The organism is Pseudoalteromonas sp. SG43-7 (assembly GCF_014164295.1).
Lineage (GTDB): Bacteria > Pseudomonadota > Gammaproteobacteria > Enterobacterales > Alteromonadaceae > Pseudoalteromonas > Pseudoalteromonas rhizosphaerae.
This window is the reverse complement of record NZ_JACJEY010000001.1, coordinates 50,077-70,074: the sequence shown is the minus strand read 5'-3', so window position 1 is coordinate 70,074 and position 19,998 is coordinate 50,077. Positions and strand designations below refer to the sequence as shown.

Here is a 19,998-nt window from a genome sequence, read left to right as displayed (position 1 = left end):
CTAACAATTGGCTTACATTATTATTCTTTTTTACTACAGTGCTTTAAAAAATCCGTTGATTTTGAATTTAACCTACCGAAGCCCACAAATTTTGATGTAATTCCTGTGTGTTATGCCACTGTTTAGCTGCTAACCACTCAACTAATGGCTGTGGATCACTTGGAAAATTAATCTGTTTTTGTGATGTACTATTGAGCCAGTCATCCAACGCATTGGGGTTTAAGTAATTCATTACGTGCGCGGCTTTCATTGCTAATAATGTTTGTGCATTGGCGTCTTGTTCAAACTGCCCTGACAATGGTTTCAATAACAGTTTTTTACCTAATTTTAGTGCTTCGCTAGAGAGCTCAAAACCCGCATTTGCGATCACGCCACTGGCATTGGCTAAATCATTTAAAAAGCCACCACGTGAAGGGGCTCGTAGATGAATATTAGCGGATGAACTATCCTGAGCTTGCGGGTGGTAACAATAAAATTCTTTTTCAGGAAAATCTTGTAAGTAATCAATCACACTTCGCAGTTCTTCAAAAGGTAAATATACCAATACTTTATTGTCAACATTGACCGGATTATCATGTCGATGATGAGCAATAAAAGGAGGGATGATATTTTGTGCGAATGGCTGCCAATGCACGCCTAAATAGGTATCAGCAGGAGCATAATATTTTATTAATGAGCGGCGCAGTAAACTATGGCCAAACATTGGTACTTTGGGTGATAAAAATGCAGCTTGATGACTCATGCCTATTACTGGCACTGCTTGGCGTTTTGCTGCCCATGCAGTGATCGGTTCAAAGTCATTAAACACAAAATCATAACCCGATACATCTAACTGCTTTATGTCTTTTAGTAATCTACATATACGGCTATTTTTCACTGTTTGGTAACTATTGACTTGACCATTTTGAGTAGTAAAAGATAACCCCCGAAAGCTGCGATAATTAGTAAACTCGTCCATATCAAAGTAATTCTGCTGGGCTCGCCCTGAAAACACATAATCTACAGCAATCCCCATTTGCTTAAACGCATTCGCCATCACCCTTGCTCGGGTTATATGACCATTACCGGTCCCTTGAATGCCATAAAGTATTTTCATAAGGTAGCCACTATCAAGATTGCCAATAAACCACAGCTTCCCCCCATCAATGCACCAAGCACTACATCAACAGGAAAATGTACCCCAAGTAACACCCGCGATGCTGCGACCCCCGTTGCCCACAAAAAACATAACTCTGCGAATTGCGGGAAATACTGCGCTAAGATAACGGCAACTAAAAATGCGCCAGCACTGTGCCCTGACGGTAAACTAAATTTATCGCTGGGCGTAATGTATGCGCCTTTTACTAAACAATCACATGGCCGAATTCTGGCAAAACTATTTTTAGCCACGTAATAAATGGGTCGCTCAATTAAAAAGCCCAGCAATAGAGTCATCGCCATAAGCCGTAATTCAGCTTCACTGCTAAGCCAGCCAAAACCAACAGCGATTAATACATAAAGCCCTCCATTGCCTGTTTTTGAGAAACCTAAAGCTGAATTTTTTAACCATTTTGGGGCATTGCCATTAAATAGCATCAAAAACAAACTTTGGTCCAGTTGGACAACTTTTTTTAGCATGTTGTTCTCACTCATTACTTGCTCCTTTAATTGTGCAAACTCTGTACACAATTTCAGCTTAGGCGGTGAAAATAACAATTGAGTGACGCTTTTAAGACACTAATATTGCTTTTCCTGTTTTAGCGCAATAATTGTTTAAAAAGAGCGCAATTTACTGTTATTAAGTCGTTGTTATTGCATTTAAGAAAGGTATACTGAACATCAGCTCACGTATCTTTAGAAAGGATAGAAAAATGGATTACAGCACTTCAGATTTATGCGATCACTTTGCCGATGTGGTCGATGTGCTCGAACCTATGTTTATTAACTTTGGTGGTCGCCACAATTTTAGTGGCCGTATTAAAACCGTCAAATGTTTTGAAAATAATGAACTGATCCGCGACATACTCTCTCAAGACGGCGAAGAATGTGTATTATTAATTGATGGGGGTGGTTCAACTCGTCGCGCATTAATCGATATCGAGCTTGCTGAACTAGCTGTAGAAAATAACTGGCAAGGCATTGTGGTATACGGTGCAGTACGTCATGTTGATGAACTTGAAGAGCTTGATTTAGGTATTCAAGCAATTGCTTCAATCCCTGTTGCAGCAGACAGCACCGGTGCTGGTGAAGACGGCATTGGCGTTAACTTCGCTGGTGTATCATTCTTTGATGACGACTTTATCTATGCAGATAGCACCGGTATTGTATTATCTGGTGAAGAACTTGAACTGGAAATCGTAGAAGAATAACGAGTGTCAAACCACCTACATATCTATGATGAAGCGACTGTAAAACCTTGGTGTAGCAGTCGCGCTAATGAAAGAAAAGCATGGCAGTCAATAGCCCTACTTGACACTGGTGTTGATCCTTTACAAGCCATGCGCGATGCCGCGCAATTTGGTATTAAGTATGTATTACTAGGTATTTGCGAAGATATCGGGCCACGCGCCAACTTAGGCAATGGTGGTGCCGAAGATGGCTGGCAAGCATTTCTTAAGCGCTTTTTAAATCAACCTGATAACCAATTCTTAGCGAACGAAAAAGTTTTGTTATTAGGCGAAGTCGCGATCAGCGATTTGACTCTTGCGGCGCGCGATTTATCAAACCAAAACCCTCAGCAACTAACACAATTACGCCAGTTATGCGCCCAACTTGATCAACGTGTTGAGCAAGTGCTGAGCTTAATTTTTGCTGCAGGGTTAGAGCCAATCGTTATTGGCGGTGGCCATAATAACTGCCTTGGTATTATTCGCGCATTAAGCAAGCATAAACAGCACCCAATAAACGCGATCAACTTTGACCCTCATGCCGATTTCCGTGACTGTGAAGGCCGCCATAGTGGTAATGGTTTTCGCTATGCATATAACGAGCAACACTTAAATAATTATCATGTTATTGGCATGCACGAGCTGAAAAACAATCAAGCAATTATTGATGCTTTAGCTGCTGCCCAATTTAGTTATGATAGCTACCAAGCGCTGCAAGTTAGGCGCGAAAAAACCTTAACTGAAGCATGCCAGCAGGCACTATATAATCTAATTGATGCACCACTTGGGGTTGAAGTGGATCTTGATAGCATTTCATTAATGCCCGTCAGTGCGTATACCAATTGTGGTTTTAGTGTTAGCGATGCCGAACACTTTGTGCATTTAGCTGCCAGTCAAGTAAACAGCCAATACTTGCATTTATGTGAAGCAGCCCCCAACCAACATCCTAGTGGTATACAGGCCGGAATGAGCGATGCAGGGCAAATAATCACAGCTCTCGTGAATGCTTATTTACAAGCCAAAGCAAACTAAAAAGCGATTACGGATGCTCTATTTGCCATTGTTTTAACCAAGAGATCATGCCAACACTGCTCAGTGGATGACTATAGTAATAACCCTGCGCGGCATAGGCGTTTAAACTTTTTACAAAATTAAGCTGCTCCAGTGTTTCTACCCCTTCGCAAATTACCTTCGCATTTTGTTGGTTATGCATATCAACCATACCACTTATCAAACTACGAACATGGCTTTGATGACTGAAATCAGCTGTTAATGAAGGCGCTATTTTTACATATGCAACGGCTAAATTTGGTAACTTAGCAAGCCAAATAGGGCTATCACCAAGGCCATCCACGCAGACTTTAATACCAATGCTATTTATGCGTGCGACCATTGCTTTACCTTGCTCATCTAAACTCATAAACAGATTAAGTGGACACTCGACAATTAAATCGCCAGCTTGTAGTTGATGTTCGATAAAAATGTGATCAAGGAATTCGATAAATTCTTCATTTAGCATTTCAGAGCCAAATAAATTGATACTCAAAGGCATCGTTATGCCTTCCATGCGCAGTGCCATTGCAAGCTCTGCGGCGCGTTCAATAACAAATGTGGCTAATGAATAAGCAAGCCCTGCAACACGTATATCATCAATAAATCGATTAGCCGATAAAATCCCTTGTCTGGGATGTTGCCAACGTAGTAACAACTCTAAAAATTCAATTTTTTCATCGTGATTGCAAATGATGGGTTGGAAGTACAGTTCAAGTTCGCTAGAAAAATCGATATTTGCTAATTCTTGCAAACGCGCTTGCTGTTCTAGTTGCTCTATTCTCATTTGTTGATGGTACACCACCACTTGTTGTTTTGGGTGGCTATCTAAAGCGAGGTAAGCAAACGAAATTAAATTATCAAAGCTATTTTCTTGTTCATCGCAATCAACGAAACTGGCCCGTGCATTGACTTTAATAGTGCAATTAGCCACATTAAACGGCTTCAAGGTGGCCCCTAGTATTTGATTGATTAATTGCTCATGTAGATGTTTTTGCTGCGCTAAATTACATACAAACGCAAAATTAAGACCGCCAAGGTGAGCTAATTTTTGTTCCCCAGCTAAATTAATCACTTCTTCAATAAGCAGTAGCTGCTTAATACGGTTTGCAGACTGCGCTAATAGTAAATCCCCAAAGTCTCGGCCAATATGCTGATTAACCTGAGCAAACCCCTCCAACCGGATAACCACCAACGCAGCTCGTTGTTGATTGTTTTTACGCCAGTCGTAATAACCTTGGCGTAACTGCTTAATATCGGGAAGATTTAATAACGGCGCAGGCTCCATAAAGTGATTTGTATGCGCTGCGTCATCAGCCTCAGCAACAAGCTCTTCATCATCAAAATAGCCAGACATCGCCAGTACAATGCTCGCCAGCACAATTAAATAAAGAGGTAACTCAAGTAGTAAATGAGCCGCTAAGCACACCGTAAATACGAGTGCTGAGCAACAGCTCAAAGTGAGCATAGTCCACTTATTTTGCGAAAATGCCAGCCATAAATGCAAACCAATACTCAGTGCAAATAGTAACTCCAAAAAGTTAAAGCCGCCGCTTAATACTGCCAGCGCAAGTACCCCATTGCTGAGATAGCTAAAGCGCAGTAATGGCTTTTTAACCACGCACAAGGCACAGATCATCGCCATAAAAATAGCGCCGGCTAAAAAAGTAGGCGTCAATATATTGTTTAAAAAAGCGCTCCCTGCAGAATATTCAAGTCCCGTATTTGTTAACAGCGCAATTAAAATCATTTTTTGAGTACAACATTACAACAGACTAATTTAGTCTACCCAAAATCCACAGATTTAACAGTTTATTCACGCCAAATTGATAACTTAATTGTGCTGGGTGGGATATTTGCCAATGAGCTATATCGGCACGCATGCCGACTTTTAACACTCCGCGATCAGTTAAACCCAATGCTTTGGCGGCATTACGCGTAACTCCGGCGAGAGTTTCTTCAGGAGTTAAGCGAAATAAAGTACACCCCATATTCATCATTAATTGCAAAGAACACAAGGGTGATGTACCTGGATTAAAGTCTGTCGAAATCGCTATTGGTACTTGATACTGCTTTAATAGCTCAATTGGCGGCTGTTTGGTTTCGCGTAAAAAATAAAATGCCCCGGGTAATAATACCGCCACAGTGCCTGCTACAGCCATAGCCTTTACTCCAGCTTCATCTAAATGTTCAATATGATCAGCAGATAACCCATTAAATTCAGCGACTAATTGTGCTCCTTGCTGATTTGAAAGCTGTTCAGCATGACATTTCACTGGCAAATTATGTTTTTTTGCGGCATTAAAAACTCGGCGAGTTTGCTCATTACTAAAACCAACATTTTCGCAAAACACATCGACAGCATCGGCTAAATTTGCAGTGACCACTTGCTCAAGCATCTCATTACAAACCAGATCGATATACTCATCACTGCGACCTTTATATTCCAAAGGTAGGGCATGCGCCCCCAAAAATGTCGTTTTTACATCAATTGGGTGATTTTCACCTAACAAACGTGCCACTTCGAGGATTTTAACTTCATTTTCGCAATCAAGTCCGTAACCAGATTTGATCTCAACGGTACTCACTCCCTCGGCATAGAGGGCATTGAGACGATCCTTCGCGAGCACAAATAAAGCCTCATGATCCGCAGCTCGTGTGGCTGCTACCGTACTAGCGATCCCCCCACCTTGCGCTGCTATTTGCTCGTAACTAACACCTTGTAAACGCTGTTCAAACTCTTCAGCTCTTGAGCCGGCAAACACTAAGTGGGTATGACAATCAATTAAACCAGGTGTTAGCCACTGCCCTTTTGCTGAAAGCATCGGCGTTGCTAATACGTCGAATTTAGGTAAATCGGCCTGTTTACCCAACCACACAATGACACCTTTACGGATTGCCAGCGCTGCATTTTCGATGGCGCCATAAGGTGCTGCAATACTGCAATCCATAGTTGCGATATTGGCATCGGTGATCAATAAATCCCAGTCATTAGCCGGATCATTTGCAGTGATTGTTGTCATATTAACTCCGAAAATTATTTTTTCTCAGTCTAACAAGTCATCTTGTATATACAAGGTAAATATGCCATCTTATAGTTAATAGTAAATTTAAAAGACCATAATAATTTAATGACGACACCTAAGTTCGCACAAATAAAGCAATTTATTGTTGATAATATCCGCAGCGGCGCATGGCTTGAAAACCAACGTGTGGCTTCTGAAAATGAATTGGCCGAACAATTTAGTGTTAGTCGAATGACTGCGCGCCGAGCGTTAAGCGAATTAACCGAAGCAGGTATTCTTACTCGTAGCCAAGGTTTAGGCACGTTTGTTGCCAGTTTTAAATCGCAATCATCATTGCTTGAAATTAAAAATATAGCAGATGAAGTCAAGGCCCGTAACGGCAATTATAGCTGTACAGTATTAGTGCTTGAATCTATCAGCGCCGTTGCGCCAATTGCGATTGCACTGGGTGTTGAAGTAGATAGCGTGGTGTATCGCAGTGTATTAGTGCATAACGAAAACGAACAGCCACTGCAAGTTGAGGAGCGCTTTGTTAACCCGGCACTAGCAACAAGCTACCTTCAACAAGATTTTACTGCGTTAACTCCGCACGAATATTTATCGAGCGTCGCACCATTAACTGAAGCGCGCCATACGGTAGAAGCAATAATGCCTAACAGCGAAATGTGCCAATGGCTTAATTTATACCATGAAGAGCCATGCTTACAGGTGATTAGACGTACTTGGTCATCATCTGGGATTGTTAGTTTTGCCCGTTTAGTATCACCGGGTAGTAAGTATCGCTTAGGCGGACATTTAACTTTTAAAAAGTAATATGTAAAAAATAACATTAGAAAGAATATAAAAATCAAAATGATGCGCTTCACAGCGTATTTTTTGAAACCAATAAGCTTGTATATACAACAGGAGTAATCTATGAACAACAGACTTGATGAATCTCGCGTTATCCGCGCCCCACACGGCGATAAAATCAGCGCTAAGAGCTGGCTCACCGAAGCAGCTAAGCGCATGTTAATGAATAATTTAGATCCTGAAGTAGCCGAACATCCACATGCTTTAGTTGTGTACGGTGGGATTGGTCGTGCAGCGCGTGATTGGCCTTGCTTTGATAAAATCATCGAAACTCTCGACAGACTCGAAGACGACGAAACGCTACTCGTACAATCAGGCAAACCTGTTGGGGTATTTAAAACTCACAGTAATGCACCGCGAGTATTAATTGCCAACTCAAACTTAGTACCTCACTGGGCTAATTGGGAGCATTTTAACGAGCTCGATAAACTTGGTTTGATGATGTATGGGCAAATGACTGCGGGATCATGGATCTACATTGGATCACAAGGCATAGTACAAGGTACCTACGAAACCTTTGTAGCGATGGCAAAACAACATTTTAATGGTGACGCTGCTGGAAAGTGGGTGCTAACCGGTGGCTTAGGCGGTATGGGCGGCGCGCAGCCACTTGCAGCAACCATGGCGGGATTTAGCGCACTCGTAGTTGAATGCGATGAAACGCGTATCGATTTTCGGATCAAAACCCGCTATGTAGATGTTAAAGCAACCGATTTAGATCATGCACTGGAGCTTATCAACGAGGCGTGTGGCAAAGGCGAAGCGCTGTCAGTCGGCTTACTTGGTAATGCCGCTGATGTATTTAGTGAGCTTGTTAACCGAGCTATTACTCCCGATGTAGTGACCGATCAAACCTCTGCTCACGACCCGTTGAATGGCTATTTACCGCAAGGTTGGAGCATGCAACACGCGGCTAAAATGCGTGAACAAGATCCACAAGCGGTTGTCAAAGCAGCTAAGCAATCGATGGCTGTGCAAGTCAACGCAATGTTAGCACTACAACAAGCTGGTGCTGCAACAACTGACTACGGCAATAACATTCGTCAAATGGCATTTGACGAAGGCGTAACAAATGCCTTTGATTTCCCAGGTTTTGTGCCAGCTTATATTCGTCCATTATTTTGCGAAGGAATTGGTCCATTCCGTTGGGTGGCATTATCAGGCGATCCTGAAGATATTTATAAAACCGACGCAAAAGTGAAAGAGCTTATTCCTGACGACAAACACTTACATAACTGGCTTGATATGGCTCGTGAACGTATTCAATTCCAGGGCTTACCTGCTCGTATTTGCTGGGTTGGCTTAAAAGACCGCGCTCGTTTAGCGCTGGCGTTTAATGAGATGGTCAAAAATGGTGAGCTTAAAGCACCGATTGTGATCGGCCGTGACCATTTAGACTCAGGCTCAGTTGCGAGTCCAAACCGTGAAACCGAAGCAATGAAAGACGGCTCAGATGCAGTATCAGATTGGCCATTACTTAATGCATTACTGAATACCGCAGGAGGTGCAACATGGGTGTCACTTCATCATGGTGGTGGTGTAGGTATGGGCTTTAGCCAACATTCTGGCGTAGTCATTGTTGCTGATGGCACCGACGAAGCAGCTGCGCGGGTTGGCCGCGTATTATGGAATGATCCTGCAACGGGCGTTATGCGCCACGCGGATGCAGGTTACGATATTGCAATTAATTGTGCGACCGAGCAAGGCCTCGACCTGCCAATGTTAAATAAGGAATAATCATGTTTAAACTCACCCTAACACCTGGAAAGCTCGATTTAGCAACACTGCGCCAAATTAATTTATCACCAGTGACGTTAACGCTCGCCAAAGATAGCGAGATAAAAATAGCAGCCAGTGCACAAACCGTGCAAGACGTGATTGATCAACACAGAACGGTATATGGCATTAATACCGGTTTTGGCTTACTCGCTAATACTAAAATTGCTGAACATGAATTAGAGTTACTCCAGCGATCCATTGTACTTTCCCATGCTGCGGGCATCGGTGCTTATATGGATGACAGCACAGTACGATTGATGATGGTATTGAAAATTAATTCATTATCACGTGGCTTTTCTGGCATTCGCCTAAAAGTGATCGAATTCTTTATGCAGTTACTTGCTGCACAAGTCTATCCATGCGTGCCAAAAAAAGGCTCGGTAGGTGCATCTGGCGATTTAGCGCCACTTTCACATATGTGTTTACCACTGCTCGGCGAAGGCGAAATGCGCTATCAAGGTAAACTCATTAGCGCTGCTGACGGTCTTAAAATAGCCGGTCTTGAGCCATTAACACTGGCTGCTAAAGAAGGCTTGGCTTTGTTAAATGGCACTCAAGCCTCTACCGCATTTGCGCTTCAAGGGTTATTTCGGGCTGAGGATTTATATGCACAAAGCTGCGCGATTGGCTCAATTAGTATTGAAGCAGCAATGGGAAGTCGCTCGCCATTTGATGCACGTATTCATGAAATTCGTGGCCAACTTGGTCAAATCGATACCGCGGCAATGTTTCGCGATATGCTCGGTGAACATTCACAGATCAGCGAAGCTCATGTGGATTGTGAAAAAGTACAAGACCCGTATTGCCTACGCTGTCAGCCACAAGTACTTGGTGCATGCTTAACACAAATTCGCCAAGCCGCCGAAGTGTTGTTGTGTGAATCTAATGGTGTAACCGACAACCCATTAGTATTTGCTGATGTAGGCGATATTATTTCGGGAGGTAACTTCCACGCCGAGCCTGTGGCTATGGCAGCCGACAATTTAGCATTAGCGATTGCCGAAATTGGTGCACTAGCTGAGCGTCGAATTGCGTTACTGATTGATTCAAACTTATCAAAGTTGCCACCTTTCTTAGTTGAAAACGGCGGCGTTAATTCAGGCTTTATGATTGCACAAGTAACCGCAGCAGCATTAGCGTCTGAAAATAAATCATTGGCGCACCCTGCTTCTGTGGATAGCTTACCAACTTCAGCGAACCAAGAAGACCATGTTTCTATGGCAACTTTTGCAGCACGTCGTCTGCAAGAAATGGCTGATAACACGCAAGGCGTACTGGCAATTGAATGGTTGGCATCTGCACAAGGGTTAGAATTTAGAAAGCCATTGCAGGCATCAGCCAAAGTTGAACAAGCTAAAGCAACACTGCGTACAAAAGTGAGCTACTACGATAAAGACCGTTATTTTGGCCCAGATATCGAAGCAGCTAATTTATTATTACAGCAAGGTGAGTTGTGTAATTTATTACCTAAAGGCGTATTACCGTCGTTTTAAATAGCAAACTGATAGTTAAAACCAAGTGATTCAATAGCCGAACCATCAATGATGCGTTCGGCGCTTTCGTCACTCGTAAATGTAGGAGGGGTTGTTCCGTATTGCTGGCATTTTTGCTGATAGTAATCTGCTTTGCTTGGATGAGCTGGATTGACGACATTGTAAATTGGCGCTGCAACTTGCCAATTCTCCAACACACTAACAATCGCATTAATAACATCTTGTTGCTGCACCATATTAACGGTTTGGTTGCTCGAACTTTGTAGTTCTTTGCCTGCCACAAAACGCCCAGGCTCTCGCTCTGGCCCAATTAAACCACCGAGTCTAAGTACTTTTCCACCCGCATTTAATACCAGTTGCTCAGCATCAATTAATGGCTGTTGGCGTGCAGTACTTACTTTAATCTCACTTTGCTCTGTATAGGTTAGATTATCTTGATCATAAACAGCCGTTGATGAACACAACAAAAAACCTTTTGCATTCATGGTGCCTGCCAGTTCAATGGCTAATTTTAACGTGGCTAAATAATGGCTATCAGCGTGGCGACTACGTGGTGGTATAGCACACACCCACCACGCATTATATAAATCTAGTTGATGAACTAATTGCTGATCTGCAAATACTAACTGGCGCTGAAAAGCATGTTGATGCTCAGCGCTACGATGAGTGCCTTGAACATCCCAGCCTTTTGCAAGCTGTTGTAAGCACAATGGCTGACCCAACCAACCTGCGCCCAATACTATTAATTGGTCTTTATTTGTACCCGCCACGCAACATTCCTCTTACAATTAAATAGAAATTTGTTCACTTCTCTCATCGCACACAATAGCGATTAAGATAAAGATATGATTAGATAAGAGTGCTTACTCTACTAAATAATAAGAATGTGTGCACTTATGTTACGAAATCTATCATTACGAAAAAAAATCCTGTTATTAATTGGTGGCACTATCAGTGTGCTGTTACTTATTGCCTCGGCTTACTTTGTGAACCATATAGCCGCCTTGTCTCGTCAAAGTATTGAACGCGAAGCATACAGCTACTTACAAAGTGAACAGCTGTCAATGCAGAGCTATTTTGCTCAATATGGCAAAGTTGTAGAAACTTTTGTGAATAATCCTCATCTCGTTAACTGGTTTGACGCATGGGATAAACGCGACCAAACACTCCAAGGTGCGCTAGGCTACGACGAAGTAAATCAAGACTTTATACGCATTAGTGGCAATGATGAAAATATTCTCTCGGCATTTTTTGCCTCCGCCAAAACCGGTGAATATTTTAAAGAGCATGAACGTACTACCCACTATAATGGCCAGCCGTATTACGCTTATAAACGTGGTTGGTGGCAAGATGCATTAAAAATTAACCGTTTATATGTCGGGCCCATTTCAGTTGATTTAACCACAGGTAATGCCTCTGCGGTTGTGCAACAGCCTGTTTATAATAAGCAACGCGAACTAATTGGTTTTGGTGGCGTAGATTTACAACTGAATAAAATCAATAAAATGGTCGAAGATATTCGTTTTAACGGTCAAGGTTTTGGCTTTTTACTCGATGGCGACCAAAAAGTGGTGCATTTCTCAAAACGTACCAACCATAAACTTTCAATCACCGATGAAGGCCCTAACGGTAAAGAAGGCTTAGAAGTACTTGAAAAACAATTTAGCGACACGCAAGGCTTCAGTGCGCTCAACCAGCAAATGAAAAATAACGTCGCTGGTGATGCCAAAGTAACCTTGCAAGGGCAAGAGTACTTTGTGGTTTATAACCGCTTACAATTAGAGCATCCTTATCTAAACTGGTACGTGGGTATTTTAGTGCCACACACTATGATTGATGAGCCAGTAAATGACGCGGTCATGACCACCACCAGCTCGGTCGTTATTATTTTATTAATCATCATCGCAATGATTTTGTGGGCCACACAGATGATCTCACAACCGATCATCACCTTAACCCATATTATGCGCGATATTGCTTCTGGGGATGGCGATTTAACCCAAAAAATTACTATTGATAGCAAAGATGAAGTTGGCCAGTTAGCTCATCATATGAATACCTTTATCGATAAATTACGCGTTATGATGCTTAATACCGCAGTACAGGCTGAACAACTTACCGATGCGGCGGCACAATTAAAATCGGTTTCGCAACAAACTAATGACGAAATTCAACAAGAAAAACAGCAGGTTGATAGTGTTAGCGCTGCAGTAACCGAAATGGCGACCACGGTTATGGAGATCTCGCGTAATGCACAACACACCAACAATGCAGCTGAGGAAGTCCAACAGATCACCGCAGATGGCGCCACTCGCTCGCAAAATGCACAAAGCGTGATGACCGCCTTAGCTGACCATATTGGCGAAGCTGCTAAAGTGGTCGCAGGCCTAGAGCAAGAAAGTGGTAACATCGGCGCCGTAGTTGATGTGATCAATTCCATTGCAGAGCAAACCAATTTGCTGGCGCTGAACGCTGCAATTGAAGCCGCCCGTGCTGGTGAGCAAGGCCGTGGCTTTGCGGTCGTAGCCGATGAAGTTCGCTCGTTGGCCAGTCGCACACAAGAGTCAACTGATGATATTCGCAACATGACCTCACGCTTACAGCAAATTGCACAGCAAGCTTCAACTATGATGCAACAAGGACAAGAGCGCGCGCAAAGCTCGGTTACGCAAACTCAAGAAGTACTAGATGCATTGCAAAACATTGCTGACTCAGTGACTAAAGTACAAGATCAAAGTCATCACATTGCCACCTCAACCGAGCAACAAACGGTGGTTGCCGAAGATATAAATAATAGTTTAGCGGCAATTAATCACTTAGTGAACAGCACTGCAGATCATGCCCTTGAGCTTGCTGATGAAGCCAGGGACCTTAACGAGCTTGCCAGCTTACTAAATAAAACAGTTAATCAGTTTAAGCTTAAGTAAGCCAATATTGATAAGCAAAAGAGTGCTCCGGCACTCTTTTTTGTTGTAGATCAATATTCCCTCGACGCATCCTTTTTATACTAACGAAAATGATATAAAAGGTGCGCGTGATGATTAATTTACCCAAATGGGATCAAAGCTTAATAAATAAGTACAATGTGTCTGGACCAAGATACACCTCCTACCCCACAGCATTGTCGTTTAATGATGGCTATCAACAACAAGACTTGATCAGTGCAATTAACTCATCAAACAGTCGCAGCTTATCTTTATATATCCACATTCCGTTTTGCAGTCAGCTTTGCTATTACTGTGGCTGTAACAAAGTAATAACCCGCCATCAATCAAAAGCTGACTTATACCTAGATTATCTTGAAAAAGAAATCATCGCTCAAGCGCTGCTATTTGATAGCTATCAAGTACAGCAACTGCATTTAGGCGGTGGCACGCCCACTTTTTTAACAACCAGCCAAATGAGCCGTTTAATCGCGCTACTTGAGCTGCACTTTAAGTTTGCTCCCGATGCAGAGCGTGGTATTGAAATAGACCCTCGCTCACTGGCAACTGACATGCTCAGCCACTTGCGTAGCCTTGGCTTTAACCGTGTATCATTTGGCATTCAAGATTTTAATGATGATGTACAGCTTGCCGTTAACCGTCCACAAAGTGCTGATGCAGTAAAAAGTTTGATTGGTGAAGCCCGTGAACTCGGCTTCAAATCAATTAATGCAGATATGATTTATGGCTTACCACTGCAAACCCCTGAGAGCTTTAAAGAGACTATTGAGCAATTAATTGCCCTTAGTCCTGATCGTGTATCGGTATTTAATTACGCGCACTTACCGGATCGCTTTGCCGCTCAGCGAAAAATTAAGGATGCAGATTTACCTAGCGCTCACGATAAGCTCACCATGTTTAAGAATACCTTAGAACAAATGAGTAACGCAGGTTATCAGTTTATTGGTATGGATCACTTTGCAAAAACCAGTAATGAGTTAGCTATTGCACAAAATAGTCAGCAATTACATCGTAATTTTCAAGGCTACACCACTCATGGAGACTGTGATTTGCTGGGTTTAGGGGTGTCATCAATTTCACAAATTGGCACTGCTATTTTGCAAAATCAAAAAGAGTTAAAGCATTACTATCACGCGATTGATAATCAGCTTGGCAGTGCAATCAGCAAAGGTATGAAACTTGATAATGATGACGTTATTCGCGCTGATGTGATCAAACAGCTTATTTGCCACTTTGAACTGAATATGCAAAGTATTGCTAATACCTATCAACTCGACTTTAAAGATTACTTTGCCAGCTCACTGCAAGCTCTTGAGCCACTAATAGCAGATGGCATGGTGACTATCGATGCAGACTTAATAACCGTCACAGCACGCGGCAATTTGTTTATTCGTATCATTTGTATGTGTTTTGATGCTCATTTACAAAAACAGATTAACGCGACTCGGTTCTCTCGGGTAATTTAATCTGAGTGCACAAGCATAAAAAAAGCAGACCGAGGTCTGCTTTTTTATTGATACTGTAAAATTAGTTAAACACCACGTTTTCGCTACCAGGGGCTGCTTTAAACTCTTCAATGATTTTCTCACAGTCAGCTTTAATTTGCTCTGCATGAGTTTCTTCAGCACGCCAGCGAGCGCTGTCTTGTTTAAATATTTCTTTTTTCGAATATTTTTTACGAGCGTCATGAGTTGGCATTTCTTTTACCACTTCATACATCGCAAATATGCCTGGATAACGCCCAGGAAGGTCTTCGTCATCCTCAAAGCTGTATTGCGACATTAGCACCCAAATACGCAAACACCCTTCTGAGAACTCACATTGCTCTTGGTGCATAGCACGGGCGATTAAATGAATGCTGTCTGCGAGCTTGGCATTACGCTCTAAGCGCGACTTAGCTAACTTAGCTTGCTGCTTTACCTGCTCTTTCGCGATCAGTTTTTTTTGCGCACTGAGCTTATACAGTAATTGGCCAGCATAAAATGCCAGCCCCGCAATGATCACAGCGCCAACACTCAGAGCCAAGATCATTATGTTCATTATTTATCGTCCTCGTCATCTAACCATTCATTGGCTAAATCATTCGACAAGTAATGATCAAAGTCACTATTAGCTTCTTCGCTAAACTCTTCATCATCAAAATCGTCAGCTTCGTCTTCAATACCAAGCAATTCACATAACACTTGATGACGTGCAATACGGCTGTTGAAGTATTTAGCATCTTTACCTGTTAATAACTGGCCACTTTCATGTAACTCAACCAGCTTCAATAAGCGCTCATCATTTTCTAGCGCTTCTAATTCTTGCTCTGGTGAAAGCTCAGGCTGAACTACTTTTTTCAGTTCAACTTGTGGCTTCAAGTTACGTTTAAGCTCAATAACTGGTTCAACTGCAACGGCAATTAAAGGGATTGGTTTTTTACTACCAACACGTTTGTCTTTATGTTGCTGATTACTATTACTCTCAGGCTGTAAAGCGTCTATCGAATTACGTGAACCTGGCTTTGCACCTTTGGTCTTTTTAACGCGTTGTTCTTTCAATGCACGCATTTCTTTAAGCTTATCTTTGCTTAAACGAACAGGACCGTTAGACGGGATTTTACGTGACTTTTTAGTTCTACTCATATCTTGATCATCTCACTTAAGAGGTTTTGAGCAACGCGCATTTTGGCGTTGCGATGCTGGCCTTGCCAGAAGAATTCGGTTTGTGCGGATTGAGGTTGGGTAACTCGACTACTTGCGCACTTTCTATACATTTAAGTATAAACGATGGCTATTGTAACAGGACAAATAAAAAGGCGGTAGAGAAAACATCTCTACCGCCTGCTAATCTGAGCGCCATTTAACTGGACACTTCTCCCTTCGACTTTTTAGTCTTTATTATTGTTATTATTTTTGTTGTTCCATGTTGTTATTATTTTTACCTTCCGTGTAGCATTCCATTTTGTTTTTATTTTAAACTTCCGTGAGATTTTATTATTCTCGGTCTTCATTGACTCTTTTTTAATATTCCTTCGGTGACATCAACCGATGTCTTATCCCCGATAATCACGTCACACTACTTTCCGTGTAGTTTAGTCCATTTTGTTCTTATTGTTTCAGCGACAGGGGTTAATTTACGCATTAATAATTTTGTTACAACTAATTTATATAATTTTTCTTACGCAATACAAATTGCAACATAACCAAAACATTAAATTACAATAAGTTATGATAAAAACAAAAATAAAAATAGGATTTAGCTTACAGCAAGGCATGGTCAATGTCTTACAAGGAAAGAGGTAATATCGACAAAACACAAATACAAAAAAAGCAGCTTACGCTGCTTTTTGTAACCACTATAGATTTTAGGATTAATAATAAAACTAATCTATACTACTTTAGTGTAGTCCACCTAAGTACTTAGAAAGCACTTCGATATCTTTGTCTGTTAGCTTGGTGGCAATATCTTGCATCATGCCATTTAAATCATTATGACGCACACCATCACGGAATTTCTCAAGTTGTGACTTGATGTATTCTGGATGTTGAAAAGAAATTTTTGGAAACTTAGCTAATGATGAGCCATTACCACGTGGGCCATGACATGCTGCGCATGCTGGAATACCACGTTCTGCGTCACCTGCTTTATAAAGCATGGCGCCAACGTCAACGATATCTTTAGGTGTTGCACCCTCTGACATGTTAAGTGACGAAAAATAAGCAGCCAAATCTTTCATGTCTTGATCGTTCAATGGCATTGCCATCGCGCTCATGACTGGATCCATACGACCCTCTTTACCACCTGAAGTCATACCTAACTTCAATTCAGTAAGTTGCTTATAAATATAATCCGCGTGTTGGCCTGCAAGTTTTGGGTAGATATTAACCGGCGCGTTACCGTCTGGGCCGTGACAAGCCGCACACGTTGCTGATTTTTCTTTACCTGCGTTTACATCGCCATCAAATGCTGTTGCGTTGCTTGCTGACAACGCACCAAGCAATATAGTTAAAGATAGTGCTATTTTTTTCATGGTGAATTCTCTGTTTCCGACCCTGTATCATCTACAATATGGATGTTGTGATTTACATATTCTACACGATAATAAATTCTCTGGCACGTTTTCTACTCATATTAAACTTATAAATTATAGGGTTTTGACCTAGATTAAGCTTTGGCCGTATCATTTTAGTTGATTTTAGGCTGCTATCTTAGTCTAAATCCGCTTTTTAATAGTGTAGTAATAGTATAAAATGCGCCCCTTAAGTGAACTTTAATTAAGTAAAGTTTACTCGCTGTAATACTTAATTAAGTTTCTAGGAGAGCCTGTGCTCAAATCTCGTATCAAATATAACACTGCGTCGTTCGTTACCAGCGCTCCAGATATCACTAAATTGCCTGCTGATACGGGAATTGAAGTTGCCTTTGCTGGCCGCTCCAACGCCGGTAAGTCTAGTGCTCTTAATGCATTAACTGACCAAAAGCTGGCACGTACTAGTAAAACCCCTGGTCGTACGCAACTGATCAACACATTTGAATTAGCCGATGTTGATGATATGCGCCTAATCGATTTACCTGGCTATGGTTTTGCTAAGGTACCGATCGAAATGAAAAAGAAATGGCAAAAGTCATTAGGTGAGTACCTGCAAAAACGTCAAAGTTTAAAAGGTATCGTGATCTTAATGGATATTCGTCATCCTCTTAAAGATTTAGACCGCGATTTAATTAATTGGGCAATTGGTAGTGAAATTCCAGTATTGGCGCTATTAACTAAAGCCGACAAACTAAAGCAAGGTGCACGTAAAGCACAGGTGCTGCAAGTTCGTCGCGAGTTAAGCAGCTTAGAAGGTGATATTACCGTTCATGCGTTTTCATCTTTAAAAGGCACAGGATTACCTGAAGTTGCTAAGAAATTAGATGAATGGTTCCTAGGGCCAATTGTTGCAATACCACCTACTGATATTGAACAAACGCCTGAATCAGATGCTTAATCACACGTTTAAGTAAAAACGCTGACCCGCAGATTGAATGAAATAGCCTTGCTTATCAGCTTGTGCTATTTCTGCCCACTGATAAAACACACTTCTTGATACTCGAGCACTACAGCCATACGGTAACTGTAAATACGGCACATCATTGCCCTGATAATCTTGTACTACTAAAGGTTGTTCGCAGGTTACTAGCCAAGTTCGCTGTAAATTATCCACACAACATAACACTTGCCCTTGCTCTGTCATTTCAAAGCGCCAATTAACGATTATAAAGGGAGCATCATGGACAGTAATAGCTATTTTTTCGATTGGTGTTTTTAAGTAAAAAGTATCCTGCTCTTTGCAAAGAACTGAGGCAAACAGCTTAACCATAGCGATACGAGTAATTTTACTGCCACCGTATAACCACTCACCTTGCTGATTGATGATAATTGGCAGCTCGCCACAATGCTGCGGCTGCCATTGAGAAAATGGCTTGCTTGGCTGCTCAAGTGCAGTGGCAAGCTCATTCAAAGAGTGCATTATTTAAGCTTGTTCATCGTTAATGAAAAACTAACCGGTACTGCCGTTGCTATCGATGGTAAACCTGCTAACTTTTGCAATTGCATAATGCCATCAATGACAGCAAAGTCTGCGCCATTAATGATAATTGGGCTCATTGATGAAACGCTGATATCCCCTTGCGATGACAAGTTGGCGATAACATCCACTGTAATCTCTTTCTTAGCACCATGAAAATCAAGTTCAGCACTAATACCTTTAAATACATGTTGGCCAGGCTTAAGCGCTTTTAATTGCTTGCTTAAATTAGCTGTTATGGTTGCGGTTGGAAACTTCGCTGTTTCAAATAACAACTTGGTCATGCGTTCATTACGGATAGGGATCATCGTTTCAACTGAGCTCAGATCAATATCAACTGAGAAAGAGCCATCATCAGCTAAACTACCTGACACATTTTTGAAGTGATGCACTTCAGCAATACTATTTGACTTAATAGACACAAAACTTACTTTGCTTTGATCATTGTTAACCTGCCAATCAGCACAGGCAACACCAGAGACTAATAGGCTTGATAACGAAAGACCTAATATCGCAATTGATTTAACCATCACGCATTCCTTTCAAAATGAAAATGAGATTCAATGGTATCACTTGTTCTATGAAGTGCAATCAATAGCATAATAAATAACAGAGACAAAAAAACGACCCAACAAATTAATGCTGGGCCGGTATAGCAAACTGGGGAGAAGCTATCAATACGAGCACCCTTTCGAGTGCATCATCAACAGGATGTCCTACAGGATGAGGACGACGCGGACTTTACCAAACTAACCATGATAAATAAACTAAATACAGGTACTAACTAGTCGAATTGATAAACATATAACTAATACTACAAATTGCATGTTAATTTAACTTAATATTAACATTGAATTTCAGCTCAAAATTTGCTCTATTAACTAATTAGAATAAAAACTCCACACACTTTGTCTGTAAACAGCAGTTCAAAGCGTGAT

18 protein-coding genes are annotated in these 19,998 nt (G+C 41.6%); 8 read left to right on the top strand and 10 right to left on the bottom strand.

Annotated elements, in window-relative coordinates:
• Positions 1-67 precede the first annotated feature (67 nt).
• Positions 68-1,096 carry an MJ1255/VC2487 family glycosyltransferase gene (locus H5200_RS00310; RefSeq protein ID WP_149982619.1) on the bottom strand — a complete coding sequence of 343 codons (1,029 nt, stop codon included), beginning with the start codon at positions 1,094-1,096 and terminating at the stop codon, positions 68-70.
• The gene (locus H5200_RS00305) at positions 1,093-1,632 is read right to left on the bottom strand and encodes a phosphatase PAP2 family protein (RefSeq protein WP_145238476.1); all 540 of its coding nucleotides are present in this window, start codon (positions 1,630-1,632) and stop codon (positions 1,093-1,095) included. The genes H5200_RS00310 and H5200_RS00305 overlap by 4 nt, the downstream gene beginning before the upstream one ends.
• A 218-nt stretch (positions 1,633-1,850) precedes the next feature.
• On the opposite strand from H5200_RS00305, the gene rraA reads away from it, so the two are divergent.
• Both rraA and H5200_RS00295 read left to right on the top strand, forming a co-directional pair.
• Positions 1,851-2,348, top strand: coding sequence for a ribonuclease E activity regulator RraA (rraA, locus tag H5200_RS00300; RefSeq protein ID WP_145238473.1), 498 nt, complete (start codon positions 1,851-1,853; stop codon positions 2,346-2,348).
• Between the two features lie 3 nt (positions 2,349-2,351).
• On the top strand, positions 2,352-3,398 hold the full coding sequence (locus tag H5200_RS00295) for a formimidoylglutamase (RefSeq protein WP_182717688.1): 1,047 nt from the start codon (positions 2,352-2,354) through the stop codon (positions 3,396-3,398).
• 7 nt (positions 3,399-3,405) lie between these two features.
• Here the strand turns inward: H5200_RS00295 and H5200_RS00290 are convergent, their stop codons facing one another.
• Both H5200_RS00290 and hutI read right to left on the bottom strand, forming a co-directional pair.
• Positions 3,406-5,061 (bottom strand): GGDEF domain-containing phosphodiesterase, encoded by a 1,656-nt coding sequence (locus tag H5200_RS00290; RefSeq protein ID WP_182760740.1) that lies wholly within the window; start codon positions 5,059-5,061, stop codon positions 3,406-3,408.
• A gap of 130 nt (positions 5,062-5,191) precedes the next feature.
• A complete protein-coding gene (gene hutI, locus H5200_RS00285; protein WP_182760689.1) occupies positions 5,192-6,439 on the bottom strand; it encodes an imidazolonepropionase in 1,248 nt (415 codons plus the stop codon).
• A 108-nt stretch (positions 6,440-6,547) separates the two neighbouring features.
• Between hutI and hutC the strand changes: the two genes are divergently transcribed.
• The 3 genes from hutC (at position 6,548) to hutH (ending at position 10,566) form a co-directional block, all read left to right on the top strand.
• On the top strand, positions 6,548-7,255 hold the full coding sequence (hutC, locus tag H5200_RS00280; RefSeq protein WP_145238461.1) for a histidine utilization repressor: 708 nt from the start codon (positions 6,548-6,550) through the stop codon (positions 7,253-7,255).
• 102 nt (positions 7,256-7,357) lie between these two features.
• Positions 7,358-9,031 (top strand): urocanate hydratase, encoded by a 1,674-nt coding sequence (gene hutU, locus H5200_RS00275; protein ID WP_145238458.1) that lies wholly within the window; start codon positions 7,358-7,360, stop codon positions 9,029-9,031.
• Between the two features lie 2 nt (positions 9,032-9,033).
• Positions 9,034-10,566, top strand: a complete 1,533-nt coding sequence (gene hutH / locus H5200_RS00270) for a histidine ammonia-lyase (RefSeq protein ID WP_145238455.1) — start codon at positions 9,034-9,036, stop codon at positions 10,564-10,566.
• On the opposite strand, the gene H5200_RS00265 is transcribed toward hutH, so the two are convergent.
• Positions 10,563-11,336, bottom strand: a complete 774-nt coding sequence (locus tag H5200_RS00265) for an NADP-binding protein (protein WP_182760688.1) — start codon at positions 11,334-11,336, stop codon at positions 10,563-10,565. The genes hutH and H5200_RS00265 overlap by 4 nt on opposite strands.
• 126 nt (positions 11,337-11,462) lie before the next feature.
• Here H5200_RS00265 and H5200_RS00260 point away from each other — a divergent pair, with 126 nt between their 5' ends.
• Positions 11,463-13,493 carry a methyl-accepting chemotaxis protein gene (locus H5200_RS00260; protein WP_182760687.1) on the top strand — a complete coding sequence of 677 codons (2,031 nt, stop codon included), beginning with the start codon at positions 11,463-11,465 and terminating at the stop codon, positions 13,491-13,493.
• A 110-nt stretch (positions 13,494-13,603) separates the two neighbouring features.
• Positions 13,604-14,977, top strand: coding sequence for an oxygen-independent coproporphyrinogen III oxidase (hemN, locus tag H5200_RS00255; RefSeq protein WP_182717683.1), 1,374 nt, complete (start codon positions 13,604-13,606; stop codon positions 14,975-14,977).
• A 61-nt stretch (positions 14,978-15,038) separates the two neighbouring features.
• Here the strand turns inward: hemN and H5200_RS00250 are convergent, their stop codons facing one another.
• The 3 genes from H5200_RS00250 to H5200_RS00240 all read right to left on the bottom strand — a co-directional run bounded on the left by H5200_RS00250 (position 15,039) and on the right by H5200_RS00240 (position 17,523).
• Entirely contained in the window at positions 15,039-15,551 is a 513-nt protein-coding gene (locus tag H5200_RS00250; RefSeq protein WP_220496982.1) for a DUF2489 domain-containing protein, read from the bottom strand.
• Entirely contained in the window at positions 15,551-16,135 is a 585-nt protein-coding gene (gene yihI / locus H5200_RS00245; RefSeq protein WP_182717682.1) for a Der GTPase-activating protein YihI, read from the bottom strand. Before yihI ends, H5200_RS00250 begins: the two co-directional genes overlap by 1 nt.
• A gap of 755 nt (positions 16,136-16,890) precedes the next feature.
• Entirely contained in the window at positions 16,891-17,523 is a 633-nt protein-coding gene (locus H5200_RS00240) for a cytochrome c (RefSeq protein WP_149982610.1), read from the bottom strand.
• 295 nt (positions 17,524-17,818) lie between these two features.
• Between H5200_RS00240 and yihA the strand changes: the two genes are divergently transcribed.
• Complete coding sequence (gene yihA, locus H5200_RS00235; protein ID WP_182740283.1) at positions 17,819-18,481, top strand: ribosome biogenesis GTP-binding protein YihA/YsxC; 663 nt, start codon at positions 17,819-17,821, stop codon at positions 18,479-18,481.
• Here the strand turns inward: yihA and H5200_RS00230 are convergent, their stop codons facing one another.
• Positions 18,482-19,003: a DUF1285 domain-containing protein gene (locus H5200_RS00230; RefSeq protein ID WP_145238431.1), complete on the bottom strand. Its 522-nt coding sequence runs from the start codon at positions 19,001-19,003 to the stop codon at positions 18,482-18,484.
• Positions 19,003-19,590 carry a YceI family protein gene (locus H5200_RS00225; RefSeq protein ID WP_182760686.1) on the bottom strand — a complete coding sequence of 196 codons (588 nt, stop codon included), beginning with the start codon at positions 19,588-19,590 and terminating at the stop codon, positions 19,003-19,005. Before H5200_RS00225 ends, H5200_RS00230 begins: the two co-directional genes overlap by 1 nt.
• Between the last annotated feature and the right edge of the window lie 408 nt (positions 19,591-19,998).